Below are 22,722 nucleotides of genomic sequence, written 5' to 3' on the forward strand. Positions count from 1 at the left end.
TCCGGTTCTTCTACCGGCCTATGCCAGGACGGATGCGATGACCTGGAAGGGGTTTGCGCCTTTGAGGCGTGCGGTATCGACTGTCGTGCGTATGTTCGCTTCGGCTTGGGCGGCCCACATGGCGCGATATCCGTTTGTCACCTTTCGCTGAATGACCCATGGACGGAGCTTTCGCTCAGATGTGTTGTTGGTGACATCGACTTCTCCGGGATAGTCGCAAAACGTCAGCAGCTGATCGCGGGCCCGCCCGATCTTGGCCTGGAGCTTTTGGGCCAGGTCGCATGAAGTCGGGGCGCATAGAAGCCCGGCAAGCTGTTTATCGAATTTGCGCTTCTTGCTTGCGACGGTAGACGCAGCGAATGTGCTTATGGCTCTGGCGAAATCAAACACACGGCCAAACCAAAGCTGGAAGCGAAGAGGGAGATCATCCTCGCCATGTTCCAGCGCAAAGGCTGTATCACGCGCCAAATGTGCAAGGCAGGTTTGATGTCGATGGCCGTGAGATTGCTGGGCTGAATACCGATCAGATATCCATACCTCGGGGACATGGCCGCCCATGGTCTCGTGAACGACCCGTGCTGCACGGGAGTAATCGGGCTGGTGGACAACGGCATCCTTGCAATGAAAAACCCAGTGTTGGGCATTTGTGCCCTCAATACGCACACCGGTTTCGTCGCTGGCGACAACGCGGGCGGCTCGAAGGCTGGCCTTGGCGGCCTGTGCTGTGGCCTGGAAGCTCGGACGGGAGCGGGCAAACATGTTCATGATCGCGCCCTCGCTCGCATGGAGGCCGAAGATATCCATGAACACACCGCTCAGGCGTTCGTAAGACAATGCATGGAAACTCTTGAGGTAGATCGCCAGCGCGTGAATGCCTGGCCCGAACGGCGTTGCGGTTGCCACGGCAGGTGCGGTGGCTTTTGTCGTCGTGCCGCATTGCGGGCAATGACAGGAAAAACGCCGATGCCGGGTGACATGAGGACGGATCGCAGGAATATCGATCTCGTCATAGGCCCCGGCCAGCACCATCGTATCATCACCGGAAAACGCATGGCCGCATCTCTTGCAGGCGGTCGGTTCATGATCGCGAAACATGTCGGCAAAATCCGCCAGCACCCTATTGTGGGGTTCATGCCCGGGCTTGGCTCCACCCGGTCGTGAGTTGACGCGTTTCTCTTTCTTATCCGTAGAGGGCGGCTTGGAAGACGTCCGAGAATCCTTGGCAGGCCGTTGGAGCCGAAGCACCATCTCGATCAATTCGTCCTTGCTCAGCTGCTGCAAATCAGTCCGATCCATATCATCATGGATTCAGACATTGTGGTGCATGGCAAGGGGGTGGGTAATTACTTATAATATACGTACGTGTGCTTATCCCTAAAGCTGACCTCGAGCTCCGATTTGTCTTCGTCAAAGCAAACTTGGCGCACACTGGTAGAATCCGGAAACTCTTGGCAAATTGACATAAGACTCACCTATTGGGCTCGGGAAATGATTGTAACCATCAGGTGAATTGGATTTCAATGCAATGCGCTAAGTTGTACTAGGGAAAATTTTGCTTTGTTGCTCACCCCCCCACATTCTTTTCCCCACCCTCCACCCCCATGCCATACTCGTCTCACTCCCGCTGCCGGATGGGTCGCGAACGTTTCGATGCAGGCGGGAGGGAATGCCCCTGATCGGGTGCGCTGACGTAGCGCCTCGGGTGAGGGGAGGCGGAGGCCATTGCGGTTCCGCTGGCGGGCGGTGTTCTTGCGAGCGCCGTGCAAAGCCAGCCACCGGGCCGGGTTCAGCCCCACGCCAGCCGCAAGGCGGGTGAGGGGGGGTGGCACCGGACCGGGCCTGTGGCGGACATGATGTGACTGGATGCAGCCCGCGCCCGAAATATTTTGGGCGCACACCGGGAAGCATCGCTACAGCGCATCAGGGTCCGTGCCGGAACGCGGCAAAAGCCTCTCTCACGGTCTGTCCGGATCGTGGCCGGAGTAATCCGGGCGGGGACCTGGTGGATAAGCCACCCCCGCGTGAGGCGAGGCACCGTCTGTCGGATGCGGACAGCGTCCGGCGGGTTCCGGGCCGCGCGCGTGTTGCGCCACCCATTCATACCCCCAGAGAGGCACAGCCCGCGCGCGGCCCTCCGGACTATCCGCCTGTCGCGCGAAAGGGCTTGCCCTTGAGCGATAACGTACAGGCGTAGCAAAGGATTTTCCCACACCCCGGCGGCCTTGTCGCGCGGCGGCGTTTGCGGCTGCGCACAGGCCGCCGCGAAGCGGCCTAGTTGTTGACCTTGCAACCGCGACGGCGTTCCTCGGCCTTGATCTCGGCGACGCGGCGGGTTTCCCACTGGCTCAGATTGGGGTTCTTGGTCCAGCAATCGGAATTGTCAAAGGTGCGCTTGCCGAGATTGGTGGAAAAGCAGTAGCCGTTGTTGTCGTAGATGGCGTTGCGTTCGTACCAGAGGTCGAAGCAACTGGCAGCCGTTGCCGCCGGTACCAGAGCGGTCATTCCGGACACCAGTCCGGCGGCGAGCACAATCATCATGCGTGTCATGGCAAACTCCCGTTTTGCTGACGCGGCAAGGCGCCGCCTGATCCCCTATCGATAGCCGCGCCGGTCGCTGCCGCATTGATGCACATCAATGAATATGCCTGTCGCGACCCGCCGCCATAATCTTGCCGGTTTCGGGCTGGCCTTTGCCGTCAGCCCGGTTTATCCCGGAATCTGCAAGTGAGGCTACATGAAAATCATTCGACCCATTGTCCTGACCGCCACGCTGCTCGCCACTGTGACCGGCGCGACGCAACCGGCCCTGGCCTGGGAAGCCGTCGAGCAGACAAAAACCTATCCGGTCAGCGGCCAGTCAGGGGCGGCGCTCTACGAGGCGATCGGCACTAACGGTCCGGTGATCGGCGACGGGCGGCGGACCATCGCCCACACCACCTTCAAGCTGACCTGGCGGCGCGATTACCAGCAGCGCGGCGCCGATTGCGTGCTGGCCTCGGCCAAGCCGAAACTGATCATCACCTACACGCTGCCCAAGCCGCGCGGTTCCATGCCGTCATCGGTGGCGTCGAGCTGGAAGCGCTTTGCCGACGGGCTGGCAAAACACGAGCGGGTGCACGGCCAGTATATCATCGACATGGTGCACGCCATCGAGACGGTCAGCACCGGCATCAGCGCCAAGGACGATCCCGGTTGCAACAAGGTGCGGGCCGAGCTTCAGACCCACCTCAAGCGCCTGTCGGATCAGCAGCGCGCCCGCGGCCGCGAATTCGACCTGCTGGAAATGGGCACCGGCGGCACCGTGCAGCAGCTGGTGCTGGGGCTGATCGAGGAACGTTGAGCTTTGCGCAAGTCTTGACGCACAAAAGTGGTTCGGCGGGATTGGCCTTGCCCCGCAGCAGATGCCTGCTAGGGTCCGCGAAGCCCGAAGAACAGCAGGAAACACACCCCGCATGAGTGTCCGAATCGCCAGCTTCAATGCCGAAAACCTGCTCAGCCGGTTCGATTTTACCGGCTTCCGCAACGAACTCAGGCAGGACCGGGTGGCGCAGCTTTACGAGTTCAGCTCCGAGGCGCAGTACCGCAATGCCGAGATCGCCCGTGTCATGTCGCTGACCGATGACACGCGGCAACTGACCGCGCTGGCGATCGCCGAGGCCGACGCCGACATCATCTGCCTGCAGGAGGTGGAAAATCTCGATACGTTGCACCGCTTCGAATATGGCTATCTGTTCAAGATGATCGGCGACGGCTACCGCCACAAGGTGCTGATCGACGGCAATGACAGCCGCGGCATCAATCTGGCGCTGATGGCGCGCGAAGAGACGCTCGACGGCGCCAGGATCGAGATCGAGACGGTGACCAGCCACGCGCACCAGACCTACAAGTCGCTGGGGCTTTACACCGCCGATCTCGAAGGTCTCGCCCATCCCAATGACAAGGTCTTCAAGCGCGACCTGCTCGAGGTCGATGTCAAGATCGGCTCCAAGCGGCTGACCATCTATGTGGTGCATTTCAAATCGATGGGTGGCCCGCGTGATGGTATTGACGGCCGCACCCTGACCATGCCGGTGCGGGTGGCCGAGGCGCGGGCAGTCCGGCAGATCATCGCCAAGCGGTTCGGGCCTGATGGCGGCGGCAAGCGCTATGTCATTGCCGGTGATTTCAATGATTATGCGGAAAAACTGGTGATCACCGGCGACCGCCGCAGCGGCTACACTTTCACCCCGGAAGCGGCGGATGACGGCGCGGTCACCGTGCTGACCGCTGGCGGCTTTGCCGAGAACGTGGTGGCGCGGCGGCCGGAGATGGATCGCTGGACGCTGTACCACACCCGTGGCCCGCAGGAACGGCACCTGTGCCAGCTCGACTACCTGCTTGGCTCGCCGGCCATGGTCCGCACCAGCCGCGACCGGTTGCCCGACATCATCCGCTCCGGCCAGCCCTGGCGGACACTGTTTCCCGAAGGCCAGGAAGTCGACCGCTACCCGCGTACCGGCTGGGACCGGCCCAAGGCGTCGGATCATTGCCCGGTGGCCATGACCTTCGATCTGGTCTGAGTCATGACGGTCTCGAACATCCCGGAAAATCAGGTGTTCCATCTCGATGCGATCCGGCTGTCGGTCGATGACGCGGTGCATCCCTGGCATGAGGCTGAGCGCGCTGCCATCGAGGCGCACTGGGCCCGTGAACAGGTGGAACGGCCATGGCTGTTTAACGGCACGGTGATGCTGCACCGCGGCTTGCTGCTCGAGGACGGGGTGATTTCAGGGATCAGCCACCGGGTGCCCTATGCGGGGCTGCTGCACTGGCTCAAACGCCAACCGCAGCCCGATGCCTGGCATCTGTTCGGCTCGGCGGTGATCCTGTCATCCGACGATGCCATGCTGCTGATCCGGATGGCGGCGCTGACTGCCAATCCCGGCAAGGTCTGTGCGCCGGCGGGATCGCTCGACGAATCCGATATCACCGGCAGCGCCGTGGATGTCGATGGCAGCATCCTGCGCGAGGCGCGGGAGGAGACCGGGCTCGACTTGTCCAGCGCTGCGGCTGAGGACCGGCTGCTGTGCTGGCGGCGTGGCGGCCTGGTTGCCGTATTCCGCCGGTTCCGCATGGCCGAGCCGGCGGCGGTACTGGTCGAACGCATGCGCGAGCACATCAGAACCGAGCCCGAGCAGGAGATCGAGGATGTGGTGGTGGTGCGCGCACCATCAGGTGCCGGGCCGACCGTGACGCCCTATATGCAGGCGCTGATCGATTTTCATTTTGCAGCGCCCGATTTTGTTACCGGTTGTCAGGCCGGTGGAATGCGCTAGGCTGGCCAAACCAACGGCAGGGAGCCCGCCGATCATGACGGACTATGCAATTTATGACGTCTTCACCGACGAGGCGTTGACTGGCAATCCCCTGGCGGTGGTGTTTGACGCTGATGCCATCGACGATGCGCGGATGCAGGCGATTGCCGGTGAATTCAATCTGTCCGAGACGGTGTTCGTGCTCACACCGGAAAATCCGGCGCACACGGCGGGCGTGCGGATTTTCACGCCGGGACGCGAGCTGCCATTTGCTGGCCACCCGACGGTCGGTGTCGCCATTGCGCTGGCCCACCGCCGTCTCGGCGGCGACCTGCCGGCCGCTGGCGTCGACATGGTGACGATGCTCGAGGAGCAGATCGGGCCGGTGCGTTGCGCCGTCCGCATCAGCCCGAATGCGCCGGGCTTTGCCGAATTCGACCTGCCGAAACTGTCGCGCCGGCTGGATGTGGAAATCGAACCGGCTGACATCGGTGCGGCGCTCGGCCTCGACCCGCAGGACATCGGCTTTGAAAACCACCATGTGTCGCTGTGGAGCGCCGGAGTGCCGTTCGTGATGGTTCCGGTGCATGATATGGCGGCGGCTGCCAAGGCCGCCTGCCTGGCTGCGGAATGGGACCGTGTGGCGCCGATGGGCGACGGCATGCTGGCCGATGCCTATGTCTATTGCCGTGGCGGGGTAAACCACACCGCGTCCTTCCATACCCGCATGTTCGCGCCGGGTATGGGCATTGGCGAGGACCCGGCCACCGGCTCGGCGGCGGCAGCCTTGTCTGGTGCCATTCACCATTATGACGGCATGCTCGATGGCAACCACGCGCTGGTGATCGAGCAGGGCGTTGAAATGGGCCGGCCATCGCTGATTCACATGCATCTCGATTGCGCCGAAGGCTGTGTGCGTCATGTCCGGATCGGTGGCCAGGCCGTTAAAATCGCTGAGGGGCGATTGCTGGTTTGAAGCATATCAGGGCAGATGCAGAGCGACTTGCCGGATCTTGTGAAAAACGGTGTGGACAAGGCCATCCATCCGGTCTATACGCCCCTTCGTCCCGGTAGCGGGACAGGTGGGGCGCGTAGCTCAGTTGGTAGAGCAGCTGACTCTTAATCAGCGGGTCCACGGTTCGAGCCCGTGCGCGCCCACCATCTTTTCTCTAAATTACCCAATGAAATCAAGGGTGGTTTGGATTCTCTGGTTTTGAAGCTGAATGTGACCCTCCAAAAAGGGTCACATTAGGGTCACAACCCCTAAAAGGTGTTGTGACTGAATCAGTCCTCACGCTGCCTATAATACAAACCTTCACTCCACAATTCACGCTGCAGCACAAACCATGCCGCCAGCCCGATTGAATAAACTGGCGGTGAAGGAGAACCGTTCATGTGCAATTTGTACAACATCACCATAGGGCCGAGGGCAATTCGTGAGTTCACGAAAGCAGTGATCGACGAAGTCGAAAACCTTGAACCTGGCAAAATCTATCCCGACTATGGGGCCCAATCGTGCGGAGTGGCGGAGACGGAAAGCGTGAGTTGGTCAAAGCGCGTTGGGGAATGCCCACCCCATCTAAATTCTCGGAAGGCAAAAAATCCGACAGCGGCGTGACCAACATACGAAATGTTTCATCGCCGCACTGGCGTAGATGACTCGGTGTCGAAAACTGTTGTGTCGTGCCAGGGACAGAGTTTCGGAGTATGGCAGTGTCCGCGCCCCCGCGACAAAGCGTTTGCCATTGCATTGGTTGGCCATGAACGAGGAGAGGCCGTTGTTCGTTTTCGCGGAAATTTGGACGACATGGACGAGCGTCGGCAAGGTCAAGGAAGGCGAAATCACAGCAGACTTGTTCGGTTTCCTCACAACTGAACCTAACGCTGTGGTGAAACCGATCCACCCGAAGGCGATGCCAGTAATTCTGACCACGCCCGACGAAATAGAGACCTGGCTGACAGCGCCATGGGATGAAGCGAAGGCCCTCCAGACTTCCCGTTAACAACGCCATGTAATCATCGGCGGATGTTGCCGCGACATGGGCTTTGGGTAAATAGGGATAGACCGTCATATCAAGGCGTGGCGGACGCCGTTCTATCCGGCACAGCACCAAATGCTTGACCGCATCAAAGCCGATGGTGCCCCGCTCCAGGGCATCGAACACGACAAATGCATATTGCGACGGATCCGCCAGCCCAGCAGGTACCGCATAAACAACTGTCGTGATTGCGATCAGCCGAGACACTGCGCTCCAAAACAGAACGGGCGCGCGGGCGGTCAGGTCGCGGGTTGCCCAAATCAAGAGCGAGGCCGCCATTAGGAAGAAACCCGCGATTGCGAACGAAAGTACAAAGTTCGCAGGAATCTGTAGTTTTAATGGCGCGGCCGCAAGCGTATCTGTCATAGCCGCCCTCGCAGTGATCGATACAAGCGCCGATGGTTATTTACCAACTTTGTAAAAGTGGCGTTAAATAAAACGACATGGGGTATGCCAGTTCGCCGGGAGGCAGCCGTTGGTTGGTTCCGCAGAGGTGGCGGTTCGCGCTACTCGTTAAAGGTGAAGCGTCATGACAAGATTTGCCGCTATCATCAATTACCGGATTTCTGCTGGATTTTCGAATAGAGGCCACGCCACTATTAAAAGAAAGAGGGCGGGGCTTGAATTTGGACGACTAGGCATACAATATCCATATAATATTCAATTCAAGGCGCCGCAATGAAGCGTGATGAACAAAAGCTGCTCTGGATTCCTGCGATTCGCAAGGCTGACGGGCCGGTCTATCTCGCTATTGCCGATGCCCTGTCTGCCGATATTCGCTCCGGAAAGCTCGCTGCCGGTGCTCGCCTTCCTCCGCAACGCGCATTGGCCGACGCCCTCAAGATCGACTTCACGACCGTCAGTCGTGCCTATGCCGAAGCGAGCAAGCGTGGTCTTGTTGAGGGCAAGGTCGGTCAGGGCACTTACGTCCGGACCAGCCGTCCCAGTTTGATCCGGCCTGTCCCAAGTGGGCTCGTCGACATGAGCATGAACCTGCCGCCGCGGTTTGACGAACCCGGTCTTATGGCGCGTATGTGGGGCGGAATAAGCGGGTTGCAGTCGACCGGCGGTTTCGATTTGCTGATGCGTTATCAGGAAGCCGGTGGCGCAAGGAGGGATCGCGAAGCCGGCGCGCTGTGGCTCTCGTCCCGGCTAGAGGGCCTGCGCCCAGAGCGCATTCTCGTTTGTCCAGGTGCGCAAGGGGCGCTGGTCGCCGTTGTTGGCGTCCTTGCCGCTCCGGGCGATACAATCTGCGTAGAGTCCCTGACCTATCCGGGGGTTCGCTCGGTTGCTTCCCATCTCCGGGTTAAGCTTGCCACCGTGTCGATTGACGATGACGGGATCATTCCGGAATCCTTCGAGAAGGTTTGCGTGGATTCGAAACCGAAGGCTCTCTATTGCAATCCGACAATCCACAATCCGACGACAGCGACTTTGTCGCTCGCCCGGCGTCACGCGCTTGTGGAAATCGCACGGCGACACCAGGTTCCGATTATCGAGGACGACGCCTATGGCGCGTTGCCGCTTGATCCGTTGCCGCCACTGGCAGCCATTGCGCCTGAGCTGGTTTATCATATTGCCGGCCTCGCGAAATGTATCGCCCCGGCGCTGCGCATAGCCTATCTGGTCGTTCCCGATGGTCACGCAACTGCAAGGTTGAGTGGCGCAATCCGCGCAACAGCATCCATGGCCTCGCCCTTGACCGCTGCGATAGCCTCGCGATGGATTGAGGACGGCACCGCAGAGGCAGTTGTTGCGGCAATCCGACAGGAAACTGCCGCACGCCAGATCATTGCGGCAGGGATTTTGCCGTCTGAGGCTATCAGCGCTGACCCGGAGGGGTTCCATATCTGGTTGCGCATTGCGTCGCCGTGGACCCGGGGGGAGTTTTCATCGCGTCTCCAGTTGCACGGCATAAGCGTGGTTGCCAGCGATGCCTTCGCGCTTTCTTCGCCGCCCGAGGCAGTGCGGCTGGGTCTCGGTGCGCCAGAGACCCGGGACCAGCTTGCTCAGAGCCTGCGGGTCGTTGCCGATCTTCTCGATCAGTCCCCTTCAGCCTCCACAATGGTAGTCTGACGCGAGAGAAGGTGTCACCCTTCATGCATACAATATCTTGACATTCAATCCATATAATATACATGCAATTATATATTGATGGTGCTCAACTGTGCGCAATCAAAACGCAATGCCCCTCCAGGCGCTCAAGGCTGACATCAACTTGCATTGAGTGCCCTTCGTGAAAGGACGCACCATGTCTGCACAACAAGAATGGCCACCACTCCAGCCAATCCACACCGGGCTGCGGGGGCACTGCCCGCGCTGTGGGCAGGGACACTTATTTCAAGGATTTCTTGCGATGCGCAAGGAATGCGAAGTCTGTGGCCTCGACTATTCCTTTGCTGATCCGGCGGACGGGCCGGCATTCTTCGTCATGATGTTCGCCTGCATTCCGAGCACAATTTTCGCTCTTTGGCTGCAGATCACTTACGAACCGTCGTGGTGGGTGCACTTGATCACGACGGGCCCGCTTATGTTGGCAACTTGTCTTCCCCCGTTGCGGCTGGTCAAAGGCTGGCTGATCGCGAGCCAGTATTTTCACAAGGCGCAAGAAGGTTCGATCGATTGGGACTGGGTAGAGAAGTGACCGTCCAATTATCCCGCTCAGGTGAGAGAAGGGGCGGCAGTCGTGGTCGGTGATCGGTATAACGTCAATTGCTACCGAGAATAGGCGTGTCACCCGTGAGGTGTTTGAAACCAGGCAGCCGCGTTGACCAATGCTCTACAACGGACCAACTGCTTGTAGGTCGGGGCTGATAGTTTTCGTTCCGGATCAAAGCGTCGGGTCACGCGCCGAAAGGCCGCTCTGGGCCGTTTTACGCCAACAGCGTTGCGTCTTGGGAGCAGTGAAAAAATATCTCACTGAACGGACATCGGGCGCAGCATGTCGTCGGTGTCAAGTTTGATCGCGCTGCGCCAGAGCGGGGTCTTGAACACATGACATACATGCTTGCCGCCGTCGTCTTTGCGAGTCTCCATCAGCAATCCAGCCCAATCGAGCGGCCGAAGCACGCAAGCTGAGAACGCGGCCATCTCTCGCCACCCCGCGGTGTGCCAGTCTTGCGTCTCACCGTAAAAGGTTTCGAACAAGGCAGCCTCGGTCGTGCCATGATCGGCTTCGACGTTAATCACGTTCATCCAGACGTCCCACTTTCCGAAGGGGCGGTTGTCGAAGCGCGCATAAGAAGTGTGATCGAGCTGGAGCACAAAGTATGGGATTAACTCGGCAAACAGGTGGCCAGGGGCTTGCGCCAGCTTTGTGCCACGCTTGGTCAAGCGAAACTCACCCTTGATGTGACGTCCCAGGCGCAGGGAAATCAGCAGGAAATGAAGAACCTCGACCGGCGGAAACTCATATTCATTGATTACCTTGTTGTAGCGGAACATCTCTTCTGCGCTTTTCCCTGGCCAGTCGAAATGATCGACGGCCCAGTGGACGAAGACGCGCTTGAAAGCCTTGGTTTTGGTCAAACCGATCGATCCGTGCATCTGCGCATATTGCAGGGTCAGGAGAGCGGCTCGAAGCAGCGGAGAATTCGCGAGCTCGGGATGGTCATCGGCGAGAGTGCGGAATTCGATCATGTCAAGATGTTGCCACAGACCGCGCTGCAGTTCTATGCTGTCCGCACATTATGACACCAGTACCCCTGAGATTTTGCACCAGTAACGAATGGCCGAATCGAAGGGGCGTGCCGCAGCAGTCGGAATATGGCTGACAGCCTCCTAATGGTCGATATTACCAAGGAAGATTTGGCAGTTACGGGCGGATAGCAGGCATTAGCTGCATGCGCAGCATCCTCCTTCAAATCGGCGAAAGCGGTCGTTTAGGGTCGGTTGACGTTGTTGAGGATACTGAGTCTCGGCCAAGGTCAAATCCGCGCTGTAAGCGTGTAAACCTTTTCGGCCCTACGCAACGCGCCACAGCAGGAAATCCAGAACCGACCGGCCTGTGAGGCGGATCGTGCCAAAGATATAAACGACCGCTACAAAGCCGTCGAACACAACAAACGCGTATTGCGAGGGGCCAGCCAATCCGTTTGGGACCGCATAGAGCACTGACACGATTGCAACTAAACGCGATATAGCGCTCCAGAACACGACCGGGGCCCGTGCAGCCAAATCGCGGGCTGCCCAAACCAAAAGCGACGTGGCCATCATGAAGAATCCAGCGAGCGTGAACGAAAACACGAAGCTTGCGGGATCATGGGCTTGGACCGCCTGCGCGATGATCATCGGCGCAAAGAGGAAATTAAATAGCGCGGTTCCGATGATGAATTTTTTGAACATGTTTTTTGTCTCTATATTTGCTTCAGTTCCGGGTGAATTTCGCGCATCTGATTTGGCAAATCAGCCGCTATGGCGATGGCTCCGTGACAGGGTAACAACATGTCGGGAGGGTCAGACGAAATGAGCGCCTTTAGATTGGCGATATATCTCGCGCGATCTTTGATCCCGAAGCTCGGAAAGACCTTGTTGGCGCGGATCTCGTTTCCAACGTTGCCCTCAGCGTTCTTTTGCGCCCCAAAGGCGTCAACCACATGCCAAAGGCACCGCCCGTTGACATGCGCAATCAACCAGGTCTCGCCATTTTTCAGCCCTGCCGGAGATTCCAAACGCATCCCCTCAGGCAATTCATCGCGCAGCGCTTCCAGCCCCTCAAATGTCAGTCCCGTGCGGCCCTGAAGCCGCTCATGCATGACAGGTGACGCGACTATTGCGGCATCTGGATAGGCCGCTGCGTATTCAACCAAGCCGCCGTTGTGATAGCCGTTCGGCGCAAAAAGGAAGGCAACGTTGCCGATATCGGCAAGGCTGGCGTTGGCGGCATCGCTCAGCCCCGATACGGGGCTGAACAGGCACAGTTTTCCCGAACGCAGTTCAATCGCCGTGCAACGCAGGTTGTTCTTTGTAGCGGTGAACATGCTCGGCATGCCCGTCACCGGCTCAAATGCAGATAGCTGCGCCGCCATGATCAACGCGCCATTTCACGTTGCAAAATCATGCGCGTGATCTGACAGGCAACGACCAATTCGACCCATGCCCACGGCACGGCAATCAGTGCCACGGCTACAGTGCCAGTGCCCATGTTCACATTGGCGATCCAGAACAGCAGTAGCGAAAACGCCGTGGCGAAACTGCCCGCGACAATCACGCTGCGGGTTGTATGACCACTGACACGGGCGTGCAGCCAATAGGAATAGGCGGTCAGCCAGATCAGCAGCATCATCCAAACTGTCCACGAGATGAAGATCGGCACATTCATCGGTGCGATACCTGCAAAGTCAGGAAAGGCCGCCTTTGTCATCGGCAGAACGATCAAGAAGGCGCGAATACATTCGAGAACCATGATCCATAGGCCAGAGGCGATCAGCGCCTTGGTGAATCCGGCGGGGAGGCTATGTGACTGTGTCATTTTATGCTCCTTATAGTGTCGCATGCCAGTCGCGGACCGCAGCGCCGATCTGGTCGGGGGAATCCTCTTGGATGAAATGCAGCCCTGGCACCGTGACCTCGGTCAGGTTGGGCCAACTGCGGACGTAGTCGCGCACCGGGCCGGCGATCAACACACCGGGGTTGGCATTGACGAACAGCTTGGGGATGGGCGTCTGCGTCAGCCATTCCGAATAGGCCCCGACGATTTTGACCACATCCGCGGGGTCCCCGCCAATCGGGATCTGGCGTGGCCATGTCAGGGTCGGACGACGATCCTCACCGGCATTGGCGAAGGGGCGGCGGTATTCGTTCATCTCTTCTTCGCTCAGATCACGCTGGATCGAAGCTGGCAGGATGTTTTCCACAAACATGTTCTTCTGCAGAACCATCTCGTCCCCCGCAGGTGACCGCAGCCCCTCAAATACCGCGCGGCTTTTTTCGGGAAAGCTGTCCATGCTGGGAACGGGGGCGACAATGGCCTCCATGAACGCAATCCCTTTGACTGCGTCGGCGTGCGTATGCGCCCAGTGAAAGCCAAGGCCAGAACCCCAGTCGTGGATGACCAACGTCACGTTATCGGTGACACCCAATTGCTCCAGCAGCGAGAACAAGTATTTACGCTGTTCCACATAGGTATAGCTGTTGGGGCCAGAATTATCGAGTTTGTCGCTATCGCCCATGCCGATCAGGTCGGGCGCGATCAGCCGCCCTTTGCCCGCCAGGTGCGGCATTATATTGCGCCATAGATAGGACGATGTCGGGTTTCCGTGCAGGAACACAATCGGGTCGCCGGTGCCTTCCTCGATATAGGCCATCTGCTTGCCATGGACGGTGGCAAATTTCTTTTTGTCGCGGAAAGACGTAGTCATGTTGGGAACCTCGGACTTGTGTTTGAGTCGAGTTAGACTTAGAAGAATGATCATTCTTAAACAAGGCCAAAAATGCCCAGAGCGAAATCCCATTCCCGCGAAAACCTGCTGGACGCTGCCCTGAATACCTTTTGGAAGACTGGTTATCATGTTGTTTCCATGGGCGATCTGGTGCGGGAAACTGGCGTCAGCCGTGCAGGTATCTATAGTGATTTTAACGGCAAAGAGGATCTCTTTCATGCCTGTCTCGATAGGTATCAAGACATCGTCGTGAGTCCTGCCTTTGCCCCAGTCGAGGCCGAGGCTGCGGGAATCGAAGGCATTGAGGGCTACCTGAACAGTCTATTGACGCGCTTCGAATATATGGGTGGCTTGGGACGGGGATGCCTTGTGGGAAACACGCTGACCCAGATCCCCGAAGATGCGCTGGAGACCAGACAAAAGCTGCGCGCCCATTGCGACCGTCTGACTGCTGGCTTTCATAAGGTGCTGACCCATGAAAACGGTGGACATAGCCTGCTCACCCAAGACGAAATTGGCGACCTTGCACGCTACACCATGATCTCGGTGCAGGGCATCTGGTCCTATTCACGACTGACCGAGGACGCTGCGGAGTTGCGCGCGGCGTCTGATATGCTCATCGCGGTTTTGAAAGTCCGATTGCGCGGGTCGCCGCAGTGACGTCGCCCCTGCCAGATGGGGAATTCCAGTTCATCGCGCTGGATGTCGAAACCGCATGTGGTGACAGCGCAAGCATCTGCCAGATCGGGATTGCCTGTGTCGGGTATGATGAGAGCATTCGCACATGGTCTACATATGTTGACCCGCAAATGCCCTTTGCGCCGTTTAACATCGATCTGCACGGAATCGGTCCTAATACCGTGCGAAACGCGGGAAACTTTGCGCAGGTCTGGCCCGATATGCTGCCGTTGCTTTCTCGTCACCCGATGGTGCAGCACAGCAGGTTTGATGAACACGCAATCAATGCCGCATGCAAAGCGCACGGCCTGCTGCGCCCATGCCTGACGTGGCTCGACAGCGTGACTATCGCGCGGGCGGCATGGCCCGAGCTAAAAGGCAACGGCGGCCACGGTCTGGCCAACCTGAAACAGGTGCTGAAACTCGACTTCCACCATCACGACGCAGGCGAAGACGCCCGCGCAGCAGCGATGGTCGTGCTGCATGCGCAGGCCGCGTCGCCTGAATTGGCGGCGAAGCATGCGCTGCGGTTTAAACCCGTGCAATTGTCGCTTCCCTTTTAGGTTCTTGGTCTTGGTCTGCGATCCGCGACTTATGAGTCCGGTATAGGTTGGGGGCAGTCGTTGTTTGCGGAGGGAGGAATGACGGCTTTGTCCGCCGAAATCGCCAACGAGGATTTGGCAAGTTCGGGCGGGGAGCGGACTTTCGCCGGGGCGGGAACGACTGGCCGGAATGGGGCCGCTTTCCGACCGTCCGGTTTTGGGCGCCCAATATGAAATAGCCGCCAAAGAGCGCGGGGGGCTAACCTCAATGGCCGCTTCCGACCACATTCTCGGCATTTGTCGCAGAAGGCGATGATCCCAAAGGCGGGCATGCCTATATCGGTGCAGTACATGCCCTTCCGGCCGGAAGGTTTGTATGGATCAGCCTGATTCTTCTTGCGCCACCTCTCCGGCAACCGCCGTGGAAATCTCGGTGCCCTGCAAAGGTACAGGGACATAGGGGGACTGGTCCGCCATCGGAATTCTCTCGCGCCGGGACATGCGCCAGATTGCAAAGACGGCGAGCGCCGCGTGGCTCAGAGCAAGCCATACGAAGAAACCGCGTGGACCGAACGAACCAATCGCTAGGCCGACCATGATAGGTCCGCAGACTGATCCGGCACCAAGTACGAGAACGAGCCCACTGCTCGCGCCAACCATCTCGTCGACGTTGAGATAATCGTTGGTGTAGGCCAGCGACAGCGAGTGGATGGAGAGTGACAGTCCCCCGGTCAGAGCGATTAGGGCAGCTGTGGTAATTGAGTCGATGGCAGTGACCTCGGCGGCGAACAGGCACGCGCCAGCAGCAGCAGCGGTGACGCCGGTGATAACCTTGCGCCGGTCTATCACGTCAGAGAGTTTTCCGATTGGCCATTGCACGATCGCCGCACCGAGGATGAGCAGCGCCATGAAGAGCGAGGTGTCGGCGACCGTGAACCCGACGCTACGTGCATAAACTGCCCCCATGCCGAAGATCGTGCCGTTCGCGATGCCCGCCACAAACACCCCGAAGACGCCCAGCGGCGACGCCGCTGCAAGGCGCTTCAGGGTGACACGTCGCCCAGCCTCAGAAGTGGGCAACGGCGTCGCGCGCAGAAGAAGTGGAACGACAGACAACGAAATCAGAACCGAGACGAGCATGAACAGTTCGGCCGCACTGTCGCTCGCCAGGTTGAGCAAAAACTGTCCGCTTCCCATACCGGCGAAGGTCACGGCGAGGTAGAGGGCAAGGACCTGCCCGCGGGTTTCTTGAGGCGCGCGGTCGTTCAACCAGCTTTCAGCGACAACAAAGATGCCAGCATAGCAGAATCCGGTGATGAACCGAATAAACCACCATGCGACTTCGTTCACGAGGAGAGCGTGCAGGAGGATCGCTACCGAGGCTACGGCGGACATCGCTGCAAAGACCCGGATATGCCCGACGATCCGCACCGCTTGTGGCGTCCAAAGGGACCCCGCGAGAAGCCCCGCGAAGAAGCCCGCCATGATAATCCCGATCACAGAGGCATCGAAGGCCTCGGTTTCTGCACGGACCCCGAGAAGGCTGCCTTGCAGTCCGTTGGCCATCATCAGAAGACCGATGCCCAACAGCAGTGTCCAGACCGACCTTAGGGTCGCCAGCAAGGTAGGGCGAGGCCCAAGGGAAGCAGGATCGTAAGGCATGCGAACCCCATAGCAGACTCATGCCAGCGCGTCAGCTGCCTTTGACGCCCGCCGATCTGGGCATGCCTGTTGATTGCTATTGAGAGTTGATCTGTGAACCGGCGGGATTTGAAAACCGATCAGCACGATAAGCCTTTGAAAACACCGCTGCCTGTGGGCTCCAATGACGGCACCGAAATACACTTTTCGCATTTCCGCCCTCAAAGTAGCCAGTCCGCAATCCACCCCAAGTTCGACATGCAGCCTGATACTGCGAACGACAGCTTTCAGGAAATTTTACAGGCTGCTAAACGGCTGAGATGAGGGCGCGAAGCAGTCAATGAGTGGATGCCTCGTCAGGGTCAACAATGGGACGAAAGCACCAAAGAGCAATTGGCAACCTCGGGTGGAAAGCGGAAGTTTTGGGGGTAGTCCTGATCTAGGAGTGACAGAAGCTACCATTGTCGCCTTTGCTGACCCCTTGGATCAGGTCATCGACGGAATGGGCGGTCAGCAGGCGTTTGCCGTGACGCAGAGGATGCCTACAAGAATCGGTCCTATTCAATCATCATTTTTTGGAAACAAACTGCCAACTGGCCAACCTCTGGCGAGAGGTCATCGCGCCACCTCGGCGCAAACCAATTCCGGATCAACAACACATCTGGCAGAGGATCGATTCTATTTCATCGATTTCGTCTTGGATGTAACGTCGCTCCTTATCGCTCTCATACCGAAGCCGAGAACGCAGTTCCTTGGATTCGGCTTCTAGGCGGTCGGCCAAGCGTATGTCATCAAACCTGAAGTTCTCAATCAATCTTGCCATAGATATATCCCAATCGAATTCATGCATTTCATGCTGATGGATGTTTGTAGTGGCGGCAAGGGCTGAAAGCCCCACCGAAGACGACCATGGGCTCAGCCACTGAGGCCATGGTCCTGATATGGCCCGGCTAATCCTAGACTACATGTTCGCCTGAGGCAGGGCGACCCGTCTCACAGTATGCAGGTTTCGAGGATTGCGCTGGATATCCCGGCGCCGTGCCTCATGCATAGGAGACGGGCCATAGCATATCATCTACATTGGTTTGGACGTTCACAAAGAGACGATTTCTGTCGCTTTGGTTGACGGGAGCAAACGTGGAGAAGTTCGCGAACACGGACAGATCCAGAATACGCCTGCGGCTTTGAAGCGTCTTTGGAGCAAACTCTCCCGGCCGGGAACGACGCTGCGGTTCTGTTATGAGGCCGGTCCATGTGGCTATGTCATTCAGCGGCAACTGGCCGCTGCGGGGCACGACTGCGTGGTGGTCGCTCCGTCGCTGATCCCCCGCAAACCCGGGGATCGGATCAAGACCGACCGCCGGGATGCCATCAATCTGGCGAAGTTGCATCGGGCTGGCGAGCTGACACCGGTATGGATTCCCGACCTTTCCCATGAGGCGATGCGGGATCTCAGTCGCGCACGTCTGGCCGCGGTTCGTAGCTTGCGGCAGGCCCGCCAGCAGCTCTCCGGATTTCTGCTGCGCCACGGCTTCCACTATAACCGCACCGCCTGGACGCAGATGCATCGTCGGTGGCTGGCTGGGCTGCGGTTCGAGCAGCCCGCGCACCACATCGTCCTGGAAGACTGTATGGCAACGATCGAAGCTGCAACGGCCCGTCGTGATCGGTTGACGGCGCAGATCGAGACCATGCTCGCGGACTGGGCTCTGACGCCAGTGGTCCACGCCCTCCAAGCGCTTCGCGGGATGGCCCTGGTCACGGCCGCAACCGTGATCGCAGAACTCGGCGACATCACGCGCTTTGAGAACCCCCGGCAGCTCATGGCCTATCTCGGCTTGGTCCCCTCGGAACATTCCAGCGGCGGAACCAGACGTCAGCAGGCGTTTGCCGTGACGCAAAGGATACCTACGAGACTCGTTCCTGTCCAATCATCAATCTTTGGAAACCAATCTACCAACTGGCCAACATCTTGCGCGAGGTCATTCCGCCACCTCGGAGCAAACCCATTCCGGATCAACAACACATCTGGCAAAGGATCGATTCTATCTCATCGATTTCATCTTGGATGTAACGTCTCTCCTTATCGCTCTCATACCGAAGCCGAGAACGCAGTTCCTTGGATTCGGCTTCTAGGCGGTCGGCCAAGCGTATGTCATCAAACCTGAAGTTCTCAATTAATCTTGACATAGATATATCCCAATCGAATTCATGCATTCCATGCTGATGGATGTTTTAAGTGGCGGCAAGGGCTGAACGCCGTTCCGAAGATGATCGCGCGCTCAGCCACCGACTTGATACGGCGTCATTTTCTTATCTTACCAAGGTGTGGAACGGCCCATGCAAGATATTCCATGGTGCAGGATTGAAAGGACTCGCGGTTCACTAAACCTGATTGTCTCCATCAAAATCTTCTCGATCAATAAGTCAGCGCAGACTCGATTTTAGAAACGCATCAAATTGAGGGGCTAACGAACCAAAAGTGATTGCATTGTGTGAACGCAATATGCCGCGCCTTGCTGCGGCTTATGGAATTGATATCGGCAAGAACATTTTTCAGGTCGTCGGTTTTGGAAGCGACGGTGTACCGAAACCACCTGCAGCTTACAGGCGTTGGCTCGAGTAACGTTCACGTTGTGGATGTTGAACCGCCTCGGTGAGGTTTGCTGGTTGCAGGACGATCATGCTACCACAATTTCAGATAGCAATTGCGGAGTAATTCGTGTTTTGGTGTCGGGTGGGTAGTCGACGAAGCCGCCCAGCGAATGGGTTGCGGGAAAGCTCGAGATTAGAGTGCTACCTATTGACGTGACATCCTTCCGCGCGCTTTGATCCCAAGGGCACTTTAGAAACTGAGTCCTAAGGCTGGGCGTAATGAGAGTGGCTGCCAAAGGCACTCAGGGTAGGGCTTATGTCGATATTGTTGCGGACTATTTCAGCATTTCCATCGGGCCGCACCACCAGTGAACTCTTTGCCTTATTGGATGTAGATTTCGACCCTCGCAAGCGATCCGAGCTTTACGCTGAGTTAAGCGTCCTGGCTGACGCTGGGAAAATCACTAAGGCCCGGGATGGAAAATGGCGACATTTATCGCGATATCCAGCCCCACAAACAGACCTATCCTTGGCAACGGGTCCAAAGCTTGTCGGAGAGAGCAAAGTCCTCAGGGCCGCGACCGCTTCATTTCGACTTAGTGCCCAGAAGGAGACCTCGCTCAATGAAGAAACAGGCGCTGCCAAACTCGATCCTAGCGCGCTTCTCCGGTATTATCGTTCCACGCTTCGAGCAGACGCTCGTGGGGCGATTTCTCAAGTTGATGATCGGCATGGCGTACAGTGGCATCTCGTTACCGGGCTGGGGCCACTGACGCCAGAAAAGGGGAATAGTCTCTGTATCGCAATCGCGCTTAACGACCTCGCTGATGAATTCCGTAAGGCGTTGGTTAAGCGTGAGGCGAACGAACAGACTCTAGCTGTCGGATGGCCGATAGCGGTCGGTCGGAAGCAGGGCGCTCCCGTTGTTTGGCCCATTGGCTTGATTAGCGCAGAATGGACTCGGAGCGAAACGCATCTGGAGATCACCATCGATGCCGATGATGTCCTCGTCAATCCTGACTGGCTCAAAGGGGCCGCGCGCGGGGCTGGATGGACCGAGGCCTCGCTGCGGGACGTCTTCAATCAGACTGAAGGGCTCGGACTTGAACGCGCTGACTTCCTCGTTAGGCTCAAGGAAGCCGTGGCGGGTACATTTCGCGGTAAAGTTTCCGGAACCGCAATGGTTTCAGAGGTTGATCCAGAAACGCCGGGAATCTATGACTTGGCGGCACTCTTTCTTCCAACAGATAGCACGTTTACTGCCGGAGCAGTGCGTGACCTCGACCAGATCGGCGCGTGGGCAAGTGAGAAACTTGCCCGGACTGCGCTCGCGTCAATTCTAGGGCTCGATCCACAAGCCCAGGCAGAAACACCTCCCGCGATAAATGTTGGCAGCGTCAACAAAGAGCAGATCACTGCGGTCCGTGCGGGAATGACCGCGCCCCTGACAGTCATAACCGGTCCGCCAGGCACAGGCAAAAGCCAAACGATCGTTTCGATGGTCGCATCAGTTCTTGCTGATGGTGGGTCTGTTCTGGTGGCGTCTAAAAATCACCAGGCGCTGGACTCAGTTGAAGACCGCCTCGCAAAAATAGCTCCGGATACGAATTTCTTGGTCAGGACCCTGGATCCGAAGCGGGAGATCGACCAATCCTTCACCGACGTTTTAACGTCGCTCATAAGAGAACCTTCAAGAGCTGCAAATGAGCCCGATCGGGTCGCGCGCTCCCGCTTGGCGACGTTGGCACAGCAGCGCGTCCGGGTGCTTGACCAAATCGACGAAGAGGAGCGCCTGAACACGCAGATCGCCGATTTTCTGGAAAGGATCGAAGCTCGGACGCTTCATGGAGACAACCTGAATGCAAGTCTATCGGCTCCAGCGGTTCTTGGGCTTTGGGCTCGCATTCTCGAAGCGCTCCGGCGCTTGTTCTCGAGAAAGCCAAATCCTGCGTCCGCACCTGACGCACGGGCAGAGGGGGCAAACCTCGCTACCCTTCAAGCGGAACTGAAACGGCTTCGCGCGGAATTGGATGCCCTCGATACGACCGGCGACCCGATTGCGCTCACCACTGAAATCACCGCGACGGTGAGGCAGTTTTTGCCACGGGTGCTCGCCTCACGAGTTGCCCTGTCGGAGGGTGATCGGTTACGCCTTGGTGAGGAGCATGCCAACCTTGAATTGGTTCAGACCCGCGGGCCGCTGCCAATCGCGCTTGCCACCGAAGTCGTGGCGCATCGTCCTCTCTGGTTGGCATCGGTGCTAGGGGCTCCACGTCGCGTGCCGCTTGGCGAGGGTCTTTTCGACCTTGTGATCTTCGACGAGGCCAGCCAGTGCGATATCGCCTCGGCACTCCCGCTATTCGCGCGGGCTAAACGCGCCGTGGTCGTCGGTGATGATCGCCAACTCTCTTTCATCAGCCAGCTGGGGGTGGCCCATGATCGCAACCTGATGCAGGCTCAGGGTCTGCCTGTGGGGTCGATGGGACGGCTGGCGCAAAGCCGCAGGTCGCTTTTTGACCTGGCAAATCTTACGCCACATGCGGTGAAGATCACGTTGCGCGACCAATATCGATCTGCCACCGATATTGTTGGGTATATCAACGATCAGTTTTATGGGGGGCGTTTGCGTGTAGCCGCTGACCAGTATCGGTTGAAAGTGCCAAGCGGGACAAAGCCGGGAATCGCGTGGACAGATGTCCCCGCACCGAGCTTACCTATGCAGGCCAATATCAACGCCGCCGAGGTATCGGCTATTTTGGCGCAACTGCGTCTTCTTCTGGAGGTCCAGCAGTATGAAGGCAGCGTCGGCGTCATCGCACCATTCCGGCCCCAGGTTCAGGCACTCAACGATGCGATCAAGGGGGCACTGCCCGCCGATCTGCTAGAGCGAGCGGACTTCCGGGCAGGAACAGTGGATAGCTTTCAGGGGCAAGAAAGGGACCTTATCCTTTTTTCGCCGTGCCTGGGTCGGTCCAGCGCCACTAGCGCTGTCACCTTTATCCAGAAGGACTGGCGCAGGTTGAACGTCGCAATTAGTCGAGCCCGCGCCGTCGCACACGTCTTTGGCGATCTGAGCTACGCGCGCACCGGTAAGGTAACAAGCCTTCAGAAGCTAGCTTCAATTGCTACCGAGCCGCGTGCGCGCGTGGCGGAAGGAACGTTCGATAGTGAGTGGGAGCGGCGTGTTTATTTCGAGCTGAAAGATCGGGGGTTCAATCCGATTGCACAGTACGAAGTCGCCGGGCGGCGTCTTGATTTCGCGCTCTTCGGGTCTGGGGATATCAAACTCGATCTTGAGATCGATGGTCGCCACTGGCACTCGGACATCGACGGAATGCGTAAGCTATCCGACCTTTGGCGGGACCATCAATTAAAGGGCCTTGGCTGGCGGGTACGTCGGTTCTGGGTCGACGAACTATCAAGAGATATGGAGGGATGCATTGAGATCATCCGAAAAGACCTTTCCTAAATCAAAGCGTTACGCCTACCTTGCTGGAGCCTTGGGCTTCGTGTCCTTCGTCGCACTGTGTCCGTCGTCAGATAAAATGGGACA

At 58.2% G+C, this 22,722-nt stretch carries 18 protein-coding genes, 1 tRNA gene and 3 pseudogenes; 13 read left to right on the top strand and 9 right to left on the bottom strand.

Annotation, left to right across the window (positions count from 1 at the left end; genetic code table 11):
• Positions 1-18 precede the first annotated feature (18 nt).
• Together IMCC20628_RS04580 and IMCC20628_RS04585 are read right to left on the bottom strand one after the other, a co-directional pair.
• Entirely contained in the window at positions 19-1,296 is a 1,278-nt protein-coding gene (locus IMCC20628_RS04580) for an IS66 family transposase (protein ID WP_047029005.1), read from the bottom strand.
• A 975-nt stretch (positions 1,297-2,271) separates the two neighbouring features.
• Positions 2,272-2,547, bottom strand: a complete 276-nt coding sequence (locus tag IMCC20628_RS04585; protein WP_047029229.1) for a YARHG domain-containing protein — start codon at positions 2,545-2,547, stop codon at positions 2,272-2,274.
• Between the two features lie 187 nt (positions 2,548-2,734).
• Here IMCC20628_RS04585 and IMCC20628_RS04590 point away from each other — a divergent pair, with 187 nt between their 5' ends.
• From IMCC20628_RS04590 to IMCC20628_RS04615, 6 genes and pseudogenes are all read left to right on the top strand, one after another.
• Positions 2,735-3,340 (top strand): DUF922 domain-containing protein, encoded by a 606-nt coding sequence (locus tag IMCC20628_RS04590; protein WP_082128002.1) that lies wholly within the window; start codon positions 2,735-2,737, stop codon positions 3,338-3,340.
• 112 nt (positions 3,341-3,452) lie between these two features.
• A complete protein-coding gene (locus IMCC20628_RS04595) occupies positions 3,453-4,559 on the top strand; it encodes an endonuclease/exonuclease/phosphatase family protein (RefSeq protein WP_047029230.1) in 1,107 nt (368 codons plus the stop codon).
• 3 nt (positions 4,560-4,562) lie between these two features.
• Positions 4,563-5,315, top strand: coding sequence for a hypothetical protein (locus IMCC20628_RS04600; RefSeq protein ID WP_052766298.1), 753 nt, complete (start codon positions 4,563-4,565; stop codon positions 5,313-5,315).
• 31 nt (positions 5,316-5,346) lie between these two features.
• Positions 5,347-6,270: a PhzF family phenazine biosynthesis protein gene (locus IMCC20628_RS04605; RefSeq protein WP_197078458.1), complete on the top strand. Its 924-nt coding sequence runs from the start codon at positions 5,347-5,349 to the stop codon at positions 6,268-6,270.
• A gap of 109 nt (positions 6,271-6,379) precedes the next feature.
• Positions 6,380-6,455, top strand: a tRNA-Lys gene (locus IMCC20628_RS04610).
• Between the two features lie 232 nt (positions 6,456-6,687).
• Positions 6,688-7,297: pseudogene (locus IMCC20628_RS04615) on the top strand (SOS response-associated peptidase family protein).
• Here IMCC20628_RS04615 and IMCC20628_RS25565 read toward each other — a convergent pair.
• Positions 7,295-7,450 (bottom strand): annotated as a pseudogene (locus IMCC20628_RS25565) (IS21 family transposase); the annotation flags it as partial. The pseudogenes IMCC20628_RS04615 and IMCC20628_RS25565 overlap by 3 nt on opposite strands.
• 561 nt (positions 7,451-8,011) lie before the next feature.
• On the opposite strand from IMCC20628_RS25565, the gene IMCC20628_RS04620 reads away from it, so the two are divergent.
• Positions 8,012-9,409 (top strand): PLP-dependent aminotransferase family protein, encoded by a 1,398-nt coding sequence (locus IMCC20628_RS04620; RefSeq protein WP_047029232.1) that lies wholly within the window; start codon positions 8,012-8,014, stop codon positions 9,407-9,409.
• Between the two features lie 175 nt (positions 9,410-9,584).
• Complete coding sequence (locus tag IMCC20628_RS04625; RefSeq protein ID WP_047029233.1) at positions 9,585-9,977, top strand: DUF983 domain-containing protein; 393 nt, start codon at positions 9,585-9,587, stop codon at positions 9,975-9,977.
• 272 nt (positions 9,978-10,249) lie between these two features.
• On the opposite strand, the gene IMCC20628_RS04630 is transcribed toward IMCC20628_RS04625, so the two are convergent.
• From IMCC20628_RS04630 to IMCC20628_RS04650, 5 genes are all read right to left on the bottom strand, one after another.
• Positions 10,250-10,972, bottom strand: coding sequence for a hypothetical protein (locus tag IMCC20628_RS04630; protein WP_047029234.1), 723 nt, complete (start codon positions 10,970-10,972; stop codon positions 10,250-10,252).
• Between the two features lie 324 nt (positions 10,973-11,296).
• On the bottom strand, positions 11,297-11,677 hold the full coding sequence (locus IMCC20628_RS04635) for a hypothetical protein (RefSeq protein ID WP_047029235.1): 381 nt from the start codon (positions 11,675-11,677) through the stop codon (positions 11,297-11,299).
• Between the two features lie 11 nt (positions 11,678-11,688).
• The gene (locus IMCC20628_RS04640; protein ID WP_047029236.1) at positions 11,689-12,360 is read right to left on the bottom strand and encodes a hypothetical protein; all 672 of its coding nucleotides are present in this window, start codon (positions 12,358-12,360) and stop codon (positions 11,689-11,691) included.
• Between the two features lie 2 nt (positions 12,361-12,362).
• Positions 12,363-12,803, bottom strand: coding sequence for a hypothetical protein (locus IMCC20628_RS04645; RefSeq protein WP_047029237.1), 441 nt, complete (start codon positions 12,801-12,803; stop codon positions 12,363-12,365).
• 10 nt (positions 12,804-12,813) lie between these two features.
• Positions 12,814-13,842, bottom strand: a complete 1,029-nt coding sequence (locus IMCC20628_RS04650; RefSeq protein WP_245307877.1) for a haloalkane dehalogenase — start codon at positions 13,840-13,842, stop codon at positions 12,814-12,816.
• 9 nt (positions 13,843-13,851) lie between these two features.
• Between IMCC20628_RS04650 and IMCC20628_RS04655 the strand changes: the two genes are divergently transcribed.
• Both IMCC20628_RS04655 and IMCC20628_RS04660 read left to right on the top strand, forming a co-directional pair.
• Complete coding sequence (locus tag IMCC20628_RS04655; protein WP_245307878.1) at positions 13,852-14,373, top strand: TetR/AcrR family transcriptional regulator; 522 nt, start codon at positions 13,852-13,854, stop codon at positions 14,371-14,373.
• Complete coding sequence (locus tag IMCC20628_RS04660) at positions 14,370-14,954, top strand: 3'-5' exonuclease (RefSeq protein WP_047029240.1); 585 nt, start codon at positions 14,370-14,372, stop codon at positions 14,952-14,954. The genes IMCC20628_RS04655 and IMCC20628_RS04660 overlap by 4 nt, the downstream gene beginning before the upstream one ends.
• Positions 14,955-15,314: 360 nt before the next feature.
• On the opposite strand, the gene IMCC20628_RS04665 is transcribed toward IMCC20628_RS04660, so the two are convergent.
• Positions 15,315-16,520, bottom strand: coding sequence for an MFS transporter (locus IMCC20628_RS04665; RefSeq protein ID WP_052766299.1), 1,206 nt, complete (start codon positions 16,518-16,520; stop codon positions 15,315-15,317).
• Positions 16,521-17,019: 499 nt separating this feature from the next.
• Here IMCC20628_RS04665 and IMCC20628_RS25015 point away from each other — a divergent pair, with 499 nt between their 5' ends.
• From IMCC20628_RS25015 to IMCC20628_RS04675, 3 genes and pseudogenes are all read left to right on the top strand, one after another.
• Positions 17,020-17,343, top strand: a complete 324-nt coding sequence (locus IMCC20628_RS25015; protein ID WP_156174408.1) for a hypothetical protein — start codon at positions 17,020-17,022, stop codon at positions 17,341-17,343.
• A 301-nt stretch (positions 17,344-17,644) separates the two neighbouring features.
• A pseudogene (locus IMCC20628_RS24585) lies at positions 17,645-18,454 on the top strand (IS110 family transposase); the annotation flags it as partial.
• 1,031 nt (positions 18,455-19,485) lie between these two features.
• Entirely contained in the window at positions 19,486-22,638 is a 3,153-nt protein-coding gene (locus IMCC20628_RS04675; protein WP_047029243.1) for an AAA domain-containing protein, read from the top strand.
• Positions 22,639-22,722: the final 84 nt, after the last annotated feature.

This window comes from Hoeflea sp. IMCC20628 (genome assembly GCF_001011155.1).
In the GTDB taxonomy this organism is placed as follows: Bacteria; Pseudomonadota; Alphaproteobacteria; order Rhizobiales; family Rhizobiaceae; genus Hoeflea.